The 16,577-nt window shown below is 64.7% G+C and carries 16 protein-coding genes; 10 read left to right on the top strand and 6 right to left on the bottom strand.

What is annotated here, in order from left to right; genetic code table 11:
* Window positions 1–193 precede the first annotated feature (193 nt).
* Entirely contained in the window at window positions 194–553 is a 360-nt protein-coding gene (locus BLR35_RS00470; RefSeq protein WP_139169218.1) for a hypothetical protein, read from the top strand.
* Window positions 554–951: 398 nt separating this feature from the next.
* Here the strand turns inward: BLR35_RS00470 and BLR35_RS00465 are convergent, their stop codons facing one another.
* A complete protein-coding gene (locus BLR35_RS00465; RefSeq protein ID WP_090375757.1) occupies window positions 952–2,088 on the bottom strand; it encodes a thiolase family protein in 1,137 nt (378 codons plus the stop codon).
* Window positions 2,089–2,250: 162 nt separating this feature from the next.
* Between BLR35_RS00465 and BLR35_RS00460 the strand changes: the two genes are divergently transcribed.
* Window positions 2,251–3,045 carry a DUF5806 family protein gene (locus tag BLR35_RS00460; protein WP_090375751.1) on the top strand — a complete coding sequence of 265 codons (795 nt, stop codon included), beginning with the start codon at window positions 2,251–2,253 and terminating at the stop codon, window positions 3,043–3,045.
* A gap of 24 nt (window positions 3,046–3,069) precedes the next feature.
* Here the strand turns inward: BLR35_RS00460 and BLR35_RS00455 are convergent, their stop codons facing one another.
* The 3 genes from BLR35_RS00455 to BLR35_RS00445 form a co-directional block, all read right to left on the bottom strand.
* Window positions 3,070–3,648, bottom strand: a complete 579-nt coding sequence (locus BLR35_RS00455) for a hypothetical protein (RefSeq protein ID WP_090375748.1) — start codon at window positions 3,646–3,648, stop codon at window positions 3,070–3,072.
* A 64-nt stretch (window positions 3,649–3,712) separates the two neighbouring features.
* On the bottom strand, window positions 3,713–4,225 hold the full coding sequence (locus BLR35_RS00450) for a DUF7529 family protein (protein ID WP_090375745.1): 513 nt from the start codon (window positions 4,223–4,225) through the stop codon (window positions 3,713–3,715).
* 79 nt (window positions 4,226–4,304) lie between these two features.
* On the bottom strand, window positions 4,305–5,042 hold the full coding sequence (locus BLR35_RS00445) for a lipoyl protein ligase domain-containing protein (protein ID WP_090375742.1): 738 nt from the start codon (window positions 5,040–5,042) through the stop codon (window positions 4,305–4,307).
* Window positions 5,043–5,100: 58 nt separating this feature from the next.
* Between BLR35_RS00445 and BLR35_RS00440 the strand changes: the two genes are divergently transcribed.
* Entirely contained in the window at window positions 5,101–5,979 is an 879-nt protein-coding gene (locus tag BLR35_RS00440; RefSeq protein WP_090375739.1) for a DUF8155 domain-containing protein, read from the top strand.
* An 85-nt stretch (window positions 5,980–6,064) separates the two neighbouring features.
* Here BLR35_RS00440 and BLR35_RS00435 read toward each other — a convergent pair whose 3' ends face one another.
* Together BLR35_RS00435 and BLR35_RS00430 are read right to left on the bottom strand one after the other, a co-directional pair.
* Window positions 6,065–7,498: a serpin family protein gene (locus tag BLR35_RS00435; protein ID WP_090375736.1), complete on the bottom strand. Its 1,434-nt coding sequence runs from the start codon at window positions 7,496–7,498 to the stop codon at window positions 6,065–6,067.
* Between the two features lie 84 nt (window positions 7,499–7,582).
* Window positions 7,583–9,034: a serpin family protein gene (locus BLR35_RS00430; RefSeq protein ID WP_090375733.1), complete on the bottom strand. Its 1,452-nt coding sequence runs from the start codon at window positions 9,032–9,034 to the stop codon at window positions 7,583–7,585.
* A gap of 147 nt (window positions 9,035–9,181) precedes the next feature.
* Here BLR35_RS00430 and BLR35_RS00425 point away from each other — a divergent pair, with 147 nt between their 5' ends.
* The 7 genes from BLR35_RS00425 to BLR35_RS00395 all read left to right on the top strand — a co-directional run bounded on the left by BLR35_RS00425 (window position 9,182) and on the right by BLR35_RS00395 (window position 16,573).
* Window positions 9,182–9,664, top strand: coding sequence for a PaaI family thioesterase (locus BLR35_RS00425; RefSeq protein ID WP_090375730.1), 483 nt, complete (start codon window positions 9,182–9,184; stop codon window positions 9,662–9,664).
* 282 nt (window positions 9,665–9,946) lie between these two features.
* The gene (gene nosZ, locus BLR35_RS00420) at window positions 9,947–11,842 is read left to right on the top strand and encodes a TAT-dependent nitrous-oxide reductase (RefSeq protein WP_090375726.1); all 1,896 of its coding nucleotides are present in this window, start codon (window positions 9,947–9,949) and stop codon (window positions 11,840–11,842) included.
* A gap of 29 nt (window positions 11,843–11,871) precedes the next feature.
* A complete protein-coding gene (locus BLR35_RS00415) occupies window positions 11,872–12,675 on the top strand; it encodes a hypothetical protein (protein ID WP_090375723.1) in 804 nt (267 codons plus the stop codon).
* Window positions 12,672–14,066 carry a nitrous oxide reductase family maturation protein NosD gene (nosD, locus tag BLR35_RS00410; protein ID WP_090375720.1) on the top strand — a complete coding sequence of 465 codons (1,395 nt, stop codon included), beginning with the start codon at window positions 12,672–12,674 and terminating at the stop codon, window positions 14,064–14,066. Before BLR35_RS00415 ends, nosD begins: the two co-directional genes overlap by 4 nt.
* Window positions 14,047–14,976 (top strand): ABC transporter ATP-binding protein, encoded by a 930-nt coding sequence (locus BLR35_RS00405; protein WP_090375717.1) that lies wholly within the window; start codon window positions 14,047–14,049, stop codon window positions 14,974–14,976. The genes nosD and BLR35_RS00405 overlap by 20 nt, the downstream gene beginning before the upstream one ends.
* Window positions 14,973–15,947, top strand: coding sequence for an ABC transporter permease (locus BLR35_RS00400; RefSeq protein ID WP_090375714.1), 975 nt, complete (start codon window positions 14,973–14,975; stop codon window positions 15,945–15,947). The genes BLR35_RS00405 and BLR35_RS00400 overlap by 4 nt, the downstream gene beginning before the upstream one ends.
* On the top strand, window positions 15,944–16,573 hold the full coding sequence (locus BLR35_RS00395; protein WP_090375710.1) for a nitrous oxide reductase accessory protein NosL: 630 nt from the start codon (window positions 15,944–15,946) through the stop codon (window positions 16,571–16,573). Before BLR35_RS00400 ends, BLR35_RS00395 begins: the two co-directional genes overlap by 4 nt.
* Window positions 16,574–16,577: the final 4 nt, after the last annotated feature.

The raw sequence follows: 16,577 nt of genomic DNA, 5'->3' as shown, positions 1-16,577 counted from the left end.
CGTCATTTCTTCTCTGGCGTAATCGCTGATACATTCGTCTTTTGCCTGCAAGTATCAGGGCCCGAAGCAATCGGCGTTTCAGACATCAAACGCACGATTGAGTCGTCGAAATGTGCCGTTCGAAGCGGAACGATTCCGATCGTTTATCGACGGTAACGGTCGACCTTTCGCTGCCCTCGTGGGCAGATTCACTATGAAGATCACACGGTGGCTCAAGACTCATCGGCGTACAGTGGCGCTGTCGATCGGCCTCGTCGTCCTGATTGCGATGGCATCGGGTATGGCAGCTGCAGAGACGACCGAACAACACGAAGAGATCGAGAACGTAAGTGAACAGATAAGTGACGGCGTTTCGGAGCAAGAGATCGTCGAAGAGTCGGTCAACGAGTACGAAGGCGATCTAGACGACTTGCCGACTGATCCGGTCGACGACGTCCCGACCGATCCAGTCGATGACGTCCCAACTGACCCGGTCGACGATGTGCCAACCGATCCTGCCGGTGACGTCCTCGACGGTCTGCTCGACGACGTTCTCGGTGACGACTTCCTCTAACGAAACCGGCGAGCACAACTCACGCGGTCGGTCGTGACCAGTGGGGTTTCGGCCCGTTCGGTCGAACGTCGACTATCGTTCCGACCGACCGTATCGGCGCTCAGCAGAGTACATGACGGACAATCAGCTAGTTCTGACGGCTCGTGACGAAACAAAAGAAGCGAAACGACCGGCTGCTCGCGGTCACTGCGTTCCTCGCTCGCAAAATCTGTCTGGCGAGAGTAGAACTCTCGCTGACCTTCGCTCGTTTTACTCGCGAAGAGACCAAAAGGTCTAGATTAGCCGCCTCAGTTAACCTCGAACTCGATCGCCGCACCCTGGCGCGACCACCTTTTGTCTCGCTCGTCACTCCGTTCCTCGCTCGCAAAATCTGGACCAAAAGGCCCAGACGAATCAGCCTAGTTAACCTCGAACTCGATCGCCGCACCCTGGCCGAAGCCGACACACAGCGTCGCCAGCCCGAGGCCACCGCCGCGCTTCTGGAGTTCGTGGATCAGCGTCACCGGCAGACGCGCGCCGGAGGCACCCAGCGGGTGACCGATCGCGATCGCACCGCCGTTGACGTTGAAGATCTCCGGATCGATACCGAGCTGGTCGCGCGAATAGATCGACTGGCTCGCGAACGCCTCGTTGAGTTCCACGAGATCGTAGTCGTCGATGTCGCGGCCGTTGCGCTCGAGCAGACCCTCAGTAGCCGGAACCGGACCGACACCCATGATGGTCGGGTCGACGCCGGCGACGTTGTTCATGCCGATCTCCGCGAGGATCTCGAGGTCGTGTTCCTCGGCGAATTCCTCGCTGGTGATCAGCAGGGCCGAGGCACCGTCGGAAATCTGGGAGGCGTTACCTGGCGTGACGGTGCCGTCGGACTTGAAGACGGTCGGGAGTTCGCCCAGTTTCTCGGGCGTCGTTCCCGGTCGGATGCCTTCGTCTTCGGAGACGGTGCCGTCCTCGGTCTCGATCGGGACGATCTCGTCGTCGAATCGGCCTTCCTCGGTTGCCTCGGCGGCGCGCTGCTGGCTCCGTGCGGCGTACTCGTCTTGCTCCTCGCGGCTGACGCCGAACTCCTCGGAGACCTTTTCGGCGGTCATCCCCATCTGGAGTTCGCCCATGTTGTACAGTTCGGCCATCTTCGGGTGGACGTTGTGGGTGTTCTCGCCCATCGGGACGCGGCTCATGTTCTCGACGCCGCCGGCGATGACGGCATCACGGTTGCCGGCTGCGACGGCGTCCGCGGCCGAGATGACTGCCTGCATCGAGGAGGCACACCAGCGGTTGATCGTCGTCGCCGGAACCGACTCGCCAAGTTCCGAGAGCAAGGCGATGACGCGGGCCACGTTGTTACCCTGTTCGCCGCGCTGCTGGGCACAGCCCCACATCAGGTCGTCGATCTCGTCACCGGAGAGACCGGTCTCGGCCAGGATCTCGTCGATCAGCGGCACCGAGAGGTCCTCGCTGCGCAGGTCGGCGAACGCGCCGTCTTCTTTCCCCTGTGGAGTCCGTACGGCCTTGGCTACGACTGGCGTCTGTGTCATATACTGTCGAACAACACTCACGAACTTAAATCCGATAGAACTTCGGGGCACGGAATCGGAGTTTACGCTTCTCGAGATACGTCCCGCCAGCACGCCGAGTACGGGTTCGGTACGCCGCTCTCGAGAACAATCCTTATCTCGTGGCTGTTGGAATAAGCGGTCATGGACGAGGACGGACTGGACGTCGCCGGATCCGAGGCCGACGCAGACGCCGACGAAGATTCGGTTGCCGAACCGGACGAGGAACGATCGGACGAGGAACGCGACGGTGTCGAAGACAGCGACACGGATCCGGATTCCGACAGCGAGTCAGCCGTCGGCGAGGACGAATCCGCTGCAGACAGCGACGACGAAGCCGATGCCGATGTCGACGGTGACGAAGCCGATGCCGACGCCGACAGCGACGGTGAGGGAGCCATGCCGGGCGTTCCCGACCCCGAACCCGAGGAATCCGACATTCCGGAGGACGTCCGGAAGTACGCCCGGTTCAAGAAGATGGACGGCGCACAGTACGAGCGGGTCAACGAGTTCCTTCGCGATCGTACCTACATCACCGCCCGCGAGTGGGCTATCGCCCGGCTCTGTTCGGACTTCCGAACCGAGACTGGCGTCGAGATGACCAAGATCGGCGAGAATCTCCCCGAACTCGTTCCCTTCATGACCGATACCTACACGCCGCAGGCGGTCAACCAGGCTCGTTCCTCGTTCGAGGAAAAGGTCCAGAAGGCCGGTGCGACCTTCCTCTACGGCGCGATGTGTGACTTCTTCACCGCCGAGGAACTCGACGACGTGATGTACGAGTCGACGGAGATCGCGAAGTTCTTGCTCGAGGTCGAGGGCGTCGACCTCTCGGTCGAGGAGGAACTCGAGGCCGAAGACAAGATTTCCTCGGTGATGCGGGAAGTTCGGGAGGCGAGCGAGGAGCTACGCGAGCAAGAGGATTCCGCAGACGAGTAAGACGGGTCGAACGACTCGAGTCGGTTACTGATACCCTGAAACGTCGATCGAAATCCCGTCGGGCGACGGCGCCTCGTCGTCGATCCTGAAGAGGACGGCGTGTGGAACCCTATCGTCGGTCCACTGGTTCGGATCGGTCAGCGAGAGGGAGACACGGAGTCCGTCGTCGGTTCGCTCGATCGACTCCGGCAGGAGATCGGGAGCCGACGAAGTATGGATCTCGACGACCAGGAGGAACGATTCGGCGAAGTCGGTGCCGTCGGCGTAGGCGACGATCCGGTTTTCCCGCTCTTCACCGGGGCCGTCGGCGTTCGAGTTGGCGTCGAGATCGACGGCGTCGTCGACCTCGTCTCCAGAACCGAGAACGGCGTAGCGTTCGTTCCCCCTCGAGGTCGAGTGGACGCGTTCTGACTCCGGATCGAGGACACGGATCCCGACTGTATCGTAGAGTTCGACGTCGGCGTCGTCTGGCGTCTCGTCGTCGTTCATCGGGATGCCTGGGATCGTCGGTCGCTCCTCACTGGGCCCGTCTCGAGCCAGACAGCCTGCAGTGCCGGCCGCGAGGATCGTCCCGACCGACGCCAGCAGTCGACGGCGGCGCATACTCCCAAATTCTGTCAGCACAGGTGAATACTTTCGGGTGTCTCTACCCGCAGGACGATCCCCCTCACCAGCGTCGAACGTCCGCCTCCTCGAGGAATAGCGACGGATCGTCGTGGGAGAACGTTACCCAGCGGTCGTCCGCTCCAGCGTGGACGTGAATCAGTAGCTCTTCGTCGACGAGGGCGTCCTCGAGAGTCTCGCGTGCGTCGGCGATTGAATAGGTGAGCGGGAGACAGACGGCGATCTCGTTTTCGGCGTCTCGCTCGACCACAATAGCGAACCGCCGGTCCTCGAGGGCGTCCGGGTCGTCTCCCTCGTCGGCTGGGCGGTAGTACACCTCCGCGTCCCCGAACGAAGCCGAGCCGTCGTCGACCAGCGTCTCGACCAGATCGTACTCCTCGTCGGACACCTGTACCTCGAGGCCGGATCGGTCGTCCCCGTCATGGGGAGTCACCGCCACTGGGTCGAGCACGACCACGTCCCAGCCGTTCTCCCGGTACCGGTCGGCGATCCCGGTCGCGTCCTCACACAGTTCCGACCAGCGGGGATCCGCGACTGGCTGGCCGTCGGCAGTCATCGACTCCCCTCCATCCGCCGTCGAGTGCCGGTTGCGTTCATACGCGAGACCAACGGGATCGAGCCCGAAAAACGCTACCTCAGTCCTGTCCGGTCGACTCCTCGAGCAAGGCTCCGACGGGTTCGACCGTCGGCTCCGCGTCACCGACGAGTGCATCCTCGACTTTCTGTCGTACGACGTCGGGGTTCGAGGGTCCACGGGCGGTCGCGACGGTTCCCACGGAGTCAGGATCGAACGGGATCGCCAGCGCGTCGTAGACAGCCTCGAGCACTCCGACGAGTTCCTCCCGGCCGTCGACGAGGAGGATGCCGGCCGTGATCGCCCCGTTCTGGCGGACGCGCTGGGCGATGCCGGCGACCTTCCTGAGTCGTCCATTCGGTCCCGCTGTCGACAGCGAGTGCGTGCCGGGGCAGAACGCGTCTTCGGGTTCGTCGTGTGCGAGTCGGTCGCGCTCGAGTCCCGGGAGGGAAGCGAGGCCGACCTCGAGATCGCTGGCGAGTCGCTCGTATCGCTCTCCAGTCCCGCGTCGAAAGTCCGCGATCGGTTCGGCGCGGGCGAACGCGACCGTCGTCTCGCCGTCGTAGGCGACGGCTCGACCGCCGACATCGCGCTCGACCGGCGGGAACCCTCGTTCGTCGGCGGTGCTGTGGGCGCTGTCGTACCCGTCGCGTCGCCGGTCGCGCCTGCCGAAGGCGACCTGTCGGTGTGGCGTCCAGACCCGTACCGCTCGCTCGCCGTCGGCTGCGACCTCGAGCAGCGTCCTGCTCGCCTCGCGGTCGGCGTCGACGGTCGGCCCGCGGCCTCGGAACACGCGCATTGTCAGACCGTTGGTCCGACGGGACTAAACGCTCTCGCACCGGAGTTGCGGCGAGCAGATGGCCGTCACGCTTCCCGACGATTTGGTATCCCAGTATGCCCGTTTTTCGCTGTACAACTCGCCGTACGCAGCCCACGACAGCGGCTGTGCGATCGACTGCTATCCCGGGACGCTCCGCGACGGCCGGACGGAGGTCGCACCAAGTCCCGTCTCGGGAACCGTCCTCGAGACGAAGACCGTTCGCGCACCGCCGAAACCGTACGCGCCCGACCACGACTACTTGATCCTGCTCGAGTGCGAGGGTCCCGCCGCCCTCGAGGGATTGACCGCTCGGGTGTTACACGTCGATCCCGCCGTCTCTGTCGGCGACCGGGTCGAACGCGGCGACTCGCTCGGGCGGCTCGTCCGGGCGGGCTTTTTCGCTCCCTGGGTCGACAACCACCTCCACGTCGGCTTCCGTCGGCCCGATCAGAACCCCTATCGGGCATCGGGGTCGCTGCCGCTCGAACTCGAGAACGAGGTGGAACCGCTCGAGTGGGATGGCACGGGGACAGTCGTCGCGACGGGGGAGACCTACGCCGCTCTCGACTCGCCGACGCATCCCGCGCCCGGAGAGTACTTCGTCGGCGTGCGCGCGGATAGCGGAGGCAGTCTCGACGGCGGGATTCCCCACTACGAAGGCGGTGGTGTGCTCGGCCGTACTGAAAACGAGTCGGGCGTCTCGCTGAACGGCGACCACCTCGGCGTCGCGGACGGCCGGACGATCACCTGGGACGACATCGTCGTCACCGCGAACGGCGACCCGATCACGGGCCTCTCGCTGTTCTGTGCTCGAGACGGCGACTTCGGCGCGAAGCTCATCTGCCCGGACCGCGCGTTCGAGGTCGGCGAACGCGTCGAGGTGCGGGTTCGTTCGAGCGACGCGATCGACCGCTGATCACGCCATACGGACTGCTGTACGTCATTTTCGACGTAACCGCGACCGTTTACGGTTGTGCCGGTGCATCGGTACAGCAGACCGTTCAGTCGTCCTGTAGCGTCTCGGCGTCGACGACCCGGCCGACGAAAAGCGGCGTCTCCGTCGGTCGATCCCGAACGTAGAACAGGAACGGCCGATCGACGGTCATCTCGGCGTCGTCCGGTGGTGCAGAGAAGAACACGGTGACGGCGGTCGCCGCCGCAGCCTCGGTTCCCTCCTCGTCGACCTCGACGAAGCTCTTGTGACGGATGTCGTCTATGAACAGCCCGTTACCGCCGCCCTCGACCATATCGTCGAACTCCGCACCGCCACCGAACGCCCGTTCCATCCCGAGTTCCTGCATCGCCTCGACGAGGCTGAACTCGGATTCGATGCCGAACTTCGGCAACGCGAGGTCGACCTGGGTTTGCGAGGTCTCCTCGAGCATCGTCGCGAGTCGATCGACCGTGAACGACTCCTCGAAGGACTCGAACTCGCCCTCGGCCGGGAGGACGACGATCATGCTCGTCTCGCCGTTGGCGTAGGGGAGTTCGACGAGCTGGTGGCCGTCGACCTCGGCGTACTGGAACTGTGCGGTCTGGTGCATCAGTTCGACCTCGGTTTCCGTTCCGTCGAGCCCCACAAACGGCGCCGGCTCGGTCTCGTCGTGGGTAAAGTCGTTCTCCCACGCCGCGAGGAAGTAGACGGCATTGGTAAGAACGAGCCGCGTCGAAGCGTCGATCGATCCCTGCGGGAGGAGGTTCTCGATCCGGTCGTTCGTCCGCTCTTCGACCCACTCGTTGATCTCCTGGCGAGCTTCCTCCGGACTATCCGTGAAATCGACCACGTGGTCGCCAGCGCCGTAGTATGCCTCGAGTACGTCGCGGTAGTCGTCGGCCAGCAGGAATCCGTCGTCGGTCCAGACGGCGTTCGCACTCGAGAGCTGGAAGCCGAGGTCGTCCTCGTCGCCTTCGTCCTGCGGATTCTCGACTTCTTCTCCGTCGCTCGCGGACTTCGTCCGCTCGCCATCCGGGGCGCGTAGCGCCTCGCCGTCTTCATTGCGGCGCTCGAACTCGTCCTCGAGTGCGCCGAAGACGGTGTGGAGGTCGTTCTCGAGTTCATACTGGAGAGCGTCGGCCATCTCCGTCGCCGTCTCACCGCGTGCGCCCGCGTAAGTCATCGCAAGCGCGACCGAGATGCTGTACGGCGAGAAGAAAACGTTCTCCTCCGGCCGATCGTTCCGTAACTGCGAGAGTACGTCGAACGAGAACGCGACGTTACCCCGCACCTGTTCGGCGAACAGGTCGAGATCGATGTCGGGGTCAGTGACGGGCTCGAGGCGGGGAAAGTCGGAGGACTCGAGTTGCTCGAACTCGCCGTCGTTTCCAGCAGTTTCGTCTCCGACCTCGGGTGTTCCCCGGTCGTCGGACGTACAGCCGGCAGCGCCGGCGAGGAGGGCACCGGTCAGGGCGATCAGGGTCCGTCTATCGACAGTCATGTACGAACCTCCACAGAGAGTGGATAAACGCTTTCGCCACACTGAAATCGCTCTTTGACCGTTCGCGAGTCCCTCTGCCGGAGCTCACTCCTCCTGCAGCGTCTCGCCGTCGACGATCCGGCCGACGAAAAGCGGCGTCTCCGTCGGCCGATCCCGAATGTAAAACAGGAACGGGCGGTCGACGGTCATCTCGACCTGATCCGGCGGAGCCGACTCCGCCATGATAACCGCGGTCGCGGCCGCGGCCTCGGTCCCTTCCTCGTCGACCTCGACGAAACTCTGGTGGACGATGTCGTCGACAAACAGCCCGCCGTCGTCACCCTCGACCATCCCGCTGAAATCCGCGCCGCCGCCGAACGCTCGCTCCATTCCCAGTTCTCGCATCGTCTCGACGAGGCTGAACTTCGATTCGACGCCGAACCGCGGCATCGCGAGGTCGACCTCCGGTCGGGAGGTCTCCTCGAGCATCGTCGCGAGCCGGTCGACCGTAAACGACTCCTCGAAAGCCTCGAACTCGCCCTCCGCGGGCAAGACGACGATCATGCTCGTGTCGCCGTTCGCGTACGGAAGCTCGACGAGCTGATGGCCGTCGACGTCAGCATACTGCAGTTCCGCACTCTGGTGCATCATCTCGACCTCGGTCTCGCTGCCGTCTATCCCGGTGAACGTCTCGGGTTCGGTCGCAGCCGGATCGAAGTCGTACTCCCAGGCTGCGAGGAAGTAGACGGCGTTTGTGAGCACGAGTCGAGTCGCGGCGTCGATCGATCCTTCTGGCAGGAGGTCCTCGATCCGATCGTTCGTTCGCTCTTCGACCCACTCGTTTATTTCCTGGCGGGCTTCCTCCGGATTCCCGGCGAAGTCGACGACGTGCTCGCCGGCACCGTAGTAGGCCTCGAGTAACTCGAAGTACTCCTCGTCGAACGGATACCCCTCGTCGGCCCAGACAGCGTTGGCACTCGAGAGCTGGAAGCCAAGGTCGTCTTCGTCGCCTTCCGCTTCGGACCACTCCGGCTGTTCGACCTCCTCGCCGTCTTCGTTGCGGCGCTCGAATTCGTCCTCGAGTGCGCCGAAGGCGGCGTGGAGGTCGTCGTCCTCGGTGGCGAGTTCGTATCGCAGGGTGTGGTCGTCGTCCTCGGTGGCGAGTTCGTATCGCAGGGCGTCGGCCATCTCCGCTGCAGTCTCCCCGCGTGCACCCGCGAAGGTCATTGCGAGGGCAACGGAGATGCTGTACGGCGAGAAAAAGACGTTCTCGTCGGGTTGGTCGGCCCGCAGTTCCGCGAGGACGTCCAGCGAGAAGGCGACGTTCCCTCGCACCTGTTCGGCGAGACGTTCGGACTCGAGAGCCGGGTCGGTGACGGGGTCTACCTGCGGGAAGTCGGGAACGTCGTGCTCCTCGAATCCGCCGCCGTCGTCGGCGTTTTCGGTCGACGTTCCGGATCCGGAATCGTCACTACTCCCGTCGTCGGAGAGACAGCCGGCACCACCGGCGAGAAGCGCACCGGTCAGGGCGATCAGCGTTCGTCTGTCGGTCGTCATAGGCGAGTGATCGGTGGAGACGGATAAACGTCTTCTCCAGGGTGAAACGCACGTTTCAGCGAGATCCGCCGCCGTCCCGAAAAACCGTTTCCAACTCAAAACCCCGGAAACGCAGGCATAAAGGGGGTCGACCGTGGACGAGTGGGCATGACCGACGACGACTACCCGGACCCCGAGACGTTCGCGAGCCTCGAGGAGTTCCTCCAGCACTACATCGACGAACACCAGGAGTTCCTCTCGTGGATCGGGACGAGCGTCGAGAACGTCGGCCCCGGAACGATGACTCTCGCAGTTCCCTACGACGAAAAACTGACGAACGCCCGTCCGAACGCCGACGACGACCGGCGGCCGGACATCCACGGCGGCATCGCCGCCACGCTGATCGACACCGTCGGCGGCCTCTCCCTGCGGACCGAACTCGAGGACCCGTTCGCGGCGAGTATCGCGACGATCAACCTGAACGTCAACTACCTTCGGCCGGCGACGGGCGACCTCGTGGCGACGGCGGACGTGGTCCGTGCAGGCTCGAGCGTCGGCGTCAGCGAAGTCACCGTCGAGAGCACGACGCCGGACGGTGAGACTCGAGAGGTCGCGACGGGCCAGGGTGCGTACCGTATTTTCCGCGAGTGAGGAGACGACCGTCGTTTCGCTTCGGAGCCTCCAATACTATCCTTCTTTTCTGATGGTTTCGGCGCGGACGCAGGAGTGGATGCCGAACCGAACGCGGGACACGGTGACCGAGCGACCACGACTGCTGGACCGGCCATATAAAAGATCGGACGAACGCGTTCGGTCTAGTTACTGATACACGAGAATTCGAGACGCCCCTAATACGACGGGTTGTCGAGTTGTGACTGTACCGAACGCCAGACCCAGGGAACAGGCACAAAAACGACACGTAATCAAAAGACAATGTCCGACACTAACCCAACCAGCGACCGAGAGACTATCGAGGCCGACGCCAGCGACAAAGATCCGCTGTTCGCCAGGATCCCCCGCCGAGACTTCATGAAGGCCGGTGCAGCGGCCGGGGCAATGGGGTCACTCGCAGGGTGTACAGGATTGCTCTCCGGTGACGACCAGCCGGCTGCCGCGGACGTCGACGCTACGGTCCCGCCCGGAGAACACGACGACTACTACGCGTTCCTCTCCGGGGGCCACTCCGGAGACATTCGCGTCTACGGCGTCCCGTCGATGCGCCAGATCATGCGCATCCCGGTGTTCAACGTCGAGAGCGCACGCGGTTACGGCTTCGACGACGAAACCCACGAGATGCTCCAGGAATCGGGCGGCTACACGTGGGGTGACACCCACCACCCCCGCGTCAGCCAGACCGACAACCAGTACGACGGCGAGTGGCTGTTCGTCAATGACAAGGCAAACGGCCGGATGGCTCGCATCGACCTCGAGTACTTCGAGACCGACGCGATCATCGACCTGCCGAACCAGCAGGGGACCCACGGCGCGTGTATGCTGATGCCCGACAGCCGGTACGTCTTCGGCGTCGGCGAACTCCGTGTCCCACTTCCCAACGACGGTCGCGACCTCGACGACCCGAGCGAGTACGGCTCGACCCTCTCGGCGATGTCACCGGACCCGTTCGACCACGAGTGGGACGTCCGCGTCGACTGCAACCTCGACAACGGCGACTCCGGCAAGGAGGGCGAGTGGTTCTTCACGACCAGTTACAACAGCGAGGAGGGCGTCACCGAATCCGAGATGACCGCGGCCGACACCGACTACGTCGTCGCGTTCAACATCCCGCGAATCGAAGAGGCCGTCGAGGCCGGCGAGTACGAGGAGTTCAACGGCGTGCCCGTCGTCGACGGCACCGAAGACAGCCCGCTCAACGACGGCGACGAGCCACTGGTTCGATACGTCGACGTGCCGACGAACCCCCACGGTGTCAGCGTCACGCCGGACGGCCAGTACGCGATCGCTTCCGGGAAACTCGACCCCACCTGTACGGTCATCGAGATCGACCAGTTGAACGAGGTCGACGACCCCAACGACGCCGTCGTCGGACGCGTGAACGTCGGCAACGGACCGCTTCATACCGCCTACGACGGTCGCGGTCACGCCTACACGACGCTGTTCGTCGACTCCCAGGTCGTCAAGTGGGACATCGAAGCAGCAGTCGAGGCCGAGATGGGCTCCGAAGATCCGGTCATCGAGAAACACGACGTCCACTACAGTCCCGGCCACCTGATCGCCTCCGAATCCTACACCGGCGATCCACAAGGTGACTGGTTGATCGTCCTCAACAAGCTCTCGAAAGACCGGTTCCTCCCGGTCGGACCCGTGTTCCCCGAGAACGACCAGCTGTTCTACATCGGCGACGACGACGCCGGCATGGAACTGGTCAAGGACACACCCGCCTACCCGGAACCCCACGACGCCTCGATCGTCCGGGCCGATCGGCTCGACCCCGCCAGCGTCTACGATCCCGACGACCTCGAGCTGGACTTCATCTCCCCCGCCGACGAGGACAACTTCATCGAGCGCGACGGGGATCAGGTCCACATCGAGATGTACAACCAGCGCAACCACTTCGGCTTCGAGGACATCACCGTCCAGGAAGGCGACGAGGTGACGATCCGCTCGACGAACATCGAACAGGAGGAAGACATCCTCCACTCGCTCGCGATCCCCGAGTACGACATCAACGTCAAACTCGCGCCACAGGAGACCCGTGAAGTGACGTTCACGGCCGACCAGCCCGGCGTCTACTGGATGTACTGTGCGTACTTCTGTAGCGCACTCCACCTCGAGATGCGCTCGCGACTACTCGTCGAACCGGCCGACTGATCGCCCGCGACTCCCCTCACCCATCACTCATGTCCCGACTCGCCAAATTCACCGAACTCCGGCGTGCACTCCCACTCGCAGCGGCTGTGCTGTTGCTCGTCGCGCTCGCGCTCCCGATGTGGCGGATCACCCTCGAGGCACCACAGTATCCGGACGGACTGTTCGTGGAACTGTACGCCTATCCACGGCTCGAGGGTGACGTCGCCGAGACTCAGGGGCTGAACCAGTACGTCGGATTCTACTATCCGGATCCGGTGTATCTCGACCCCAACTACGACGTGCACCCGAAGGCGATCGAGGTACCCGAGTGGTCGGTTGGCCCGCTCGCGTTCGTCGCCGTCGCCGCAACCGGCCTGTTCGTCGCGCTCGCGCCGACCGTCCGCAAGTTGAAACTCGGCCTGACCTGTCAGCTCGCCGGCACCCTGACCGTGTTCGTCGTGATGTTCGCGGCGATCCAGTACCGGCTTCACCAGGCCGGACACTCGCTCGATCCCGACGCACCGATGCGTGGCATCGAGCCGTTCACGCCCCCGTTGCTCGGCACCTACGAGATCGCCAACATCAGCGGGCTCGCGTGGTTCGCCCCGGGCGGGTACCTCACGATACTCGCACTCGCCCTCCTCGTCACCGCGTACGCACTGCGGGATTCGGAGGCGACGATCGGTGACGTCCCCGAACTCACGAGCGACGGGCGTGACCGATTGCGAGACAGGATTCGCTCGTGGCGGGGCGGAGACGACCGATCCGAGTCGGGACCGACCGCCGAGACTGCAACCGGGCCGAACACGGAAACGACGGCCGATCCCGGATCATCGAGAGGTGAGTCACCGTGACGAGATCCGAGACGTGGTTCCTCGTCCTGGCTCTCGTCGTCCTGGCCGTAATCGGCGCGGCGGCCGTCGTCGCGGCCGACGGCTCGAGCAGCGACGCCGAACGGACCGTCGAGGGATGGACTCCAGAGGTGCCCGACGTCCACGACGCCGAAGAGCCGACCGAACCCGGCGTCGCGACCGTCGACGGCGAGGAGTACGACTCCGTCCAGGCTGCTGTCGACGCGGCAGAGCCCGGAGACACCGTCCTCCTCGAGGGAGCATTCGAGGAGCACGTGACGATCGAGACGCCAGGTCTCACGCTCGTGACGAGCGACGAGGCCGACCGGCAGGCGCTGATCGACGGCGGTGGAGAGGGGACCGTCGTCCACGTCACCGCCGAAGACATCACTCTCGAAGACGTCTGGATCCGCGGCTCCGGCTACGAACGCAGCGACGAGGACGCAGGCGTGCTGGTCAACGGCTCGGGATCGACGCTTTCGGACCTTCGAATCACCGAGACGACCTACGGCATCTGGATCGGCGAGTCGGAAGACGTCACCGTCGAGGAGTCGATCATCGCCGGCCGCGAGGACGTCAGTGAGGCCACCCGTGGCAACGGCATCCACCTCGACCGAGCGGACGGTGCCGAACTACGCGACAACTACATCACGACGACCCGCGACGGGATTTACTTCTCGTGGTCCGAAGGCGTCGTCGCCGAGGGCAACGTCATCTGGGAGCTCCGATACGGGGTCCACTACATGTACTCCGACGACAACCGCCTCGAGAACAACGTCGCGTTCGACAACGACGTCGGCTACGCGCTGATGGTCTCGCAGGGCCTCGAGATCGTGAACAACACCGCCGTCAACAACGACGGTCCCAGCGGCCAGGGGATCCTCGTCAAGGACGTCGACGACAGCGAGATCAGCGGGAACGCCGTGGTCGCCAACGGAAACGGCTTCTACGTCTACAACGCTCACCGCAACGACGTCGTCGACAACCTGGTGCTGGAGAACGAGGTCGGCATCCAGTTCACGGCTGGAAGCTCCGACGAGCGCGTCGTCGGCAACAGCTTCGTCGCCAACGACCAGTCGGCCTACGCCACGATAAACGACCAGCTCGAGTGGAACGCCACCGACGGCGGCAACTACTGGTCGGACGCCCGCGCGGTCGATCTGGACGGCGACGGCACCAGCGAAGTGCGCCACCAGCCCGCCGGCAGCGCCGAACGGCTGGTCCAGGAGCAGCCACAGGCCGCCGTCTTCGCCGAAAGTCCGGCGTTCGACGCCGTCCGGATGGCAGAAAGCTCGTTCCCCCTGATCGAATCGCCCGGCATCGTCGACCACCGACCGCTCGCCGAACCGCCACACGACGACTGGAGAGAGTACTATGGAGATCACGATAACTGACGTACACAAACGGTACGGCGACGTCGTCGCCCTCGACGGGCCGAGCTTCGAGATCCCGTCGGGATCGACGTTCGGCGTCCTCGGAACGAACGGAGCCGGCAAGACGACGCTGTTCGAACTGCTGGTCGGCCACGACCGACCCGACAGCGGAACGATCGAGGTCGGCGGCATCGACGTCGCCGAGGCCGGCCACCAGGTCCGAGAACGCGTCTCGTTCCTGCCCGAACACGCCGGCTTCCCGTCCTCGATGACCGGCCGCGAAGTCCTCGACGTCCACGCCCGCATCCGCGGACTCGACGCGAGAGCCGAGCGAATCGCGGACGCCCTCGAGACGGTCGGCCTGCACGACGCCGCTGACCGCGCCGTCTCGGGCTACTCGAACGGGATGGGACGACGGCTCGGCCTCGCAGCCGCCTTGCTGGGCGAACCGCCGGTACTCGTCCTCGACGAGCCGACCGCCGGACTCGACCCGCGCGGCGTCGCCACCTTCCACGAGATCATCGAACGCATCGACCGCGAGACCGACGCGACCGTCGTCCTCTCGTCGCACGTCCTCTCGGAGGTCGAGCGGCTCTGCGACGAGGTCGCCATCCTCGAGGCTGGCGAACTTCGCGCCGTCGGGCCCGTCAACGACCTTCGTACGACGGCCGGAGACGGCGTCACCGTCGTCCTCCACGCGGCCGACGACCGGAGCCGGCTCCTGGACACCGTCCAGGGATGGGGCGAGGTCGCCGACGCCGGCGACTCGATCGAAGTGACCTGCAGCCGCGAGCGTGCTTTCGAGCTCCTCTCGGAACTCGAGTCGGACATGGTCGATCGCTTCGAGGTCCGGGAACCCGGACTCGAGGCGGCGTTCCACGACGCGCTCGCGGACGACGCCGAACAGCCAGCGGAGGTGAGCGCACGATGACCGACGAACACAGTCCCTCAGTCGACCCCGATGTCGATCCGGAAGCCACGAGCGACGACTCCATTCCGCGGCCGGACGGCGGATACAGTACGGTCTCGCCGACGGAAGACGCGACCGAGACCGATCTCGAGACCGAGACGAGCGTCGACGGCCTGGGCTCGGGACGCTGGTACCGTCAGCTCCTGGTCGTCGCCGAGACCGAGTACCGACTCGCGGTTCGCGGCCGGTGGGCGGTCGCGCTGACCGCCATCTTCGCCGCGTTCGCGCTCGGGCTGACGACGTTCAGCGGCTCGAGCGTCAGCCCCGACGGGTTCGAGCGAACGGTCGCGAGCCTGGCCGTGCTCGCGGTGTATCTCGTCCCGCTGGTGGCGCTTGCGTTCTCCTACGACGCGGTCGTCGGCCGCGAGGAGAGCGGCTGGCTGCACACGCTGTTTGCCCTGCCGGTCGATCGCGCACTGATCGTCGTCGGGACGGCCGTCGGTCGAGCGGTCGTCCTCTCGAGTGCGGCGCTGATCGGCTTCGGGGCCGCTGGTTTCTTCCTGCTCCAGGAGTTCGGACTGGCTGGCTTCGACGCCTACGCCGGCTTCCTGCTGGCGACGATCGGTCTCGGACTGGTCTTTCTCGCGCTCGGCGTCCTCGTCTCGACGCTGGTTCCCGAGAAGACCCACGCGCTCGGCGTCTCGCTGCTCGCGTGGGCGTGGTTCGTCCTCGTCCACGACCTGATCGGACTCGGCGTGATCGCGGCGTTCGACCTCTCCGAGGCCGCCGTCTCCGCGATGTTGCTGGCGAACCCGACCGGCATCTTCCGCGCGCTGGTGCTGGGATCGCTCGGGGCCGCCGGTGACGCCGGCTTCGCGTCTGTCCTGGCCGAATCCGGCCTCTCGACGCCGGTCCTCGTCGCGGCGCTCGTCGCCTGGATCGTCCTGCCGATCGCACTCGCCGCACTCGCGATTCGACGACGACGACTATGACCGAACGCACTCACACCCACGACAGGCAAGCTCCGCACGGCTCGAGCAGCCGATGCTGTAACCACCGGACTGAACGTTCCGGTGGTCTCTCGCGTCGTCGCGTCCTTTCCGGGGCTATCGCCGTCGCCGGAACCGGTCTCGCCGGCTGTCTCGAGGACGACGCTGCCGACGAGCCACCCGCGGAGCCGGTTGCCCTGACCGACGGACAGTCCTGTGACGTCTGCGGGATGGTGATCGAGGACCACTACGGACCCGCGGGACAGCTATTCTACGCCGACGGAAACCCCGACGAGCGCGACGGCCCGGCATGGTTCGACAGTGTCGCCGAACTCGTCGTCTACCACGAGGAACGAGTCGGACTCGGCTGGGAACTCCGCGAGGGGTTCGTCACCGACTACTCGAGCGTCGACTACGACCTCGAGGAACGTGACGGCACGACGTACATCTCGAGTCACGTCGCAGCGGACGATTTCGCGGACGCGACGGAACTGCACTACGTCGTCGACAGCGACGTCGAAGGCGCGATGGGGGAGGATTTACTCCCGTTCTCCACGGCCGACGACGCGGCAGCGTTCGCCGACGAGCACGGGGGAACGGTCCGCGAATGGACAGCTCTCCTCGAGTGAGCCT

The sequence above is a fragment of the Natronobacterium texcoconense genome, from assembly GCF_900104065.1.
GTDB lineage: Archaea > Halobacteriota > Halobacteria > Halobacteriales > Natrialbaceae > Natronobacterium > Natronobacterium texcoconense.
Note: the sequence above shows the minus strand (reverse complement) of the source record. Positions and strands in the feature narration are given on the sequence as shown.

What these genes read in the sequence shown, in the direction of transcription:
- BLR35_RS00440 (WP_090375739.1), top strand. Translation starts at nt 5,101, where the DNA reads ATGGCCGTCACGCTTCCCGACGATTTGGTATCCCAGTATGCCCGTTTT.
- BLR35_RS00465 (WP_090375757.1), bottom strand. Translation starts at nt 2,088, where the DNA reads ATGACACAGACGCCAGTCGTAGCCAAGGCCGTACGGACTCCACAGGGG.
- BLR35_RS00425 (WP_090375730.1), top strand. Translation starts at nt 9,182, where the DNA reads ATGACCGACGACGACTACCCGGACCCCGAGACGTTCGCGAGCCTCGAG.
- BLR35_RS00460 (WP_090375751.1), top strand. Translation starts at nt 2,251, where the DNA reads ATGGACGAGGACGGACTGGACGTCGCCGGATCCGAGGCCGACGCAGAC.
- BLR35_RS00450 (WP_090375745.1), bottom strand. Translation starts at nt 4,225, where the DNA reads ATGACTGCCGACGGCCAGCCAGTCGCGGATCCCCGCTGGTCGGAACTG.
- BLR35_RS00435 (WP_090375736.1), bottom strand. Translation starts at nt 7,498, where the DNA reads ATGACTGTCGATAGACGGACCCTGATCGCCCTGACCGGTGCCCTCCTC.
- nosZ (WP_090375726.1), top strand. Translation starts at nt 9,947, where the DNA reads ATGTCCGACACTAACCCAACCAGCGACCGAGAGACTATCGAGGCCGAC.
- BLR35_RS00430 (WP_090375733.1), bottom strand. Translation starts at nt 9,034, where the DNA reads ATGACGACCGACAGACGAACGCTGATCGCCCTGACCGGTGCGCTTCTC.
- BLR35_RS00455 (WP_090375748.1), bottom strand. Translation starts at nt 3,648, where the DNA reads ATGCGCCGCCGTCGACTGCTGGCGTCGGTCGGGACGATCCTCGCGGCC.
- BLR35_RS00400 (WP_090375714.1), top strand. Translation starts at nt 14,973, where the DNA reads ATGACCGACGAACACAGTCCCTCAGTCGACCCCGATGTCGATCCGGAA.
- BLR35_RS00445 (WP_090375742.1), bottom strand. Translation starts at nt 5,042, where the DNA reads ATGCGCGTGTTCCGAGGCCGCGGGCCGACCGTCGACGCCGACCGCGAG.
- BLR35_RS00415 (WP_090375723.1), top strand. Translation starts at nt 11,872, where the DNA reads ATGTCCCGACTCGCCAAATTCACCGAACTCCGGCGTGCACTCCCACTC.
- BLR35_RS00405 (WP_090375717.1), top strand. Translation starts at nt 14,047, where the DNA reads ATGGAGATCACGATAACTGACGTACACAAACGGTACGGCGACGTCGTC.
- BLR35_RS00470 (WP_139169218.1), top strand. Translation starts at nt 194, where the DNA reads ATGAAGATCACACGGTGGCTCAAGACTCATCGGCGTACAGTGGCGCTG.
- BLR35_RS00395 (WP_090375710.1), top strand. Translation starts at nt 15,944, where the DNA reads ATGACCGAACGCACTCACACCCACGACAGGCAAGCTCCGCACGGCTCG.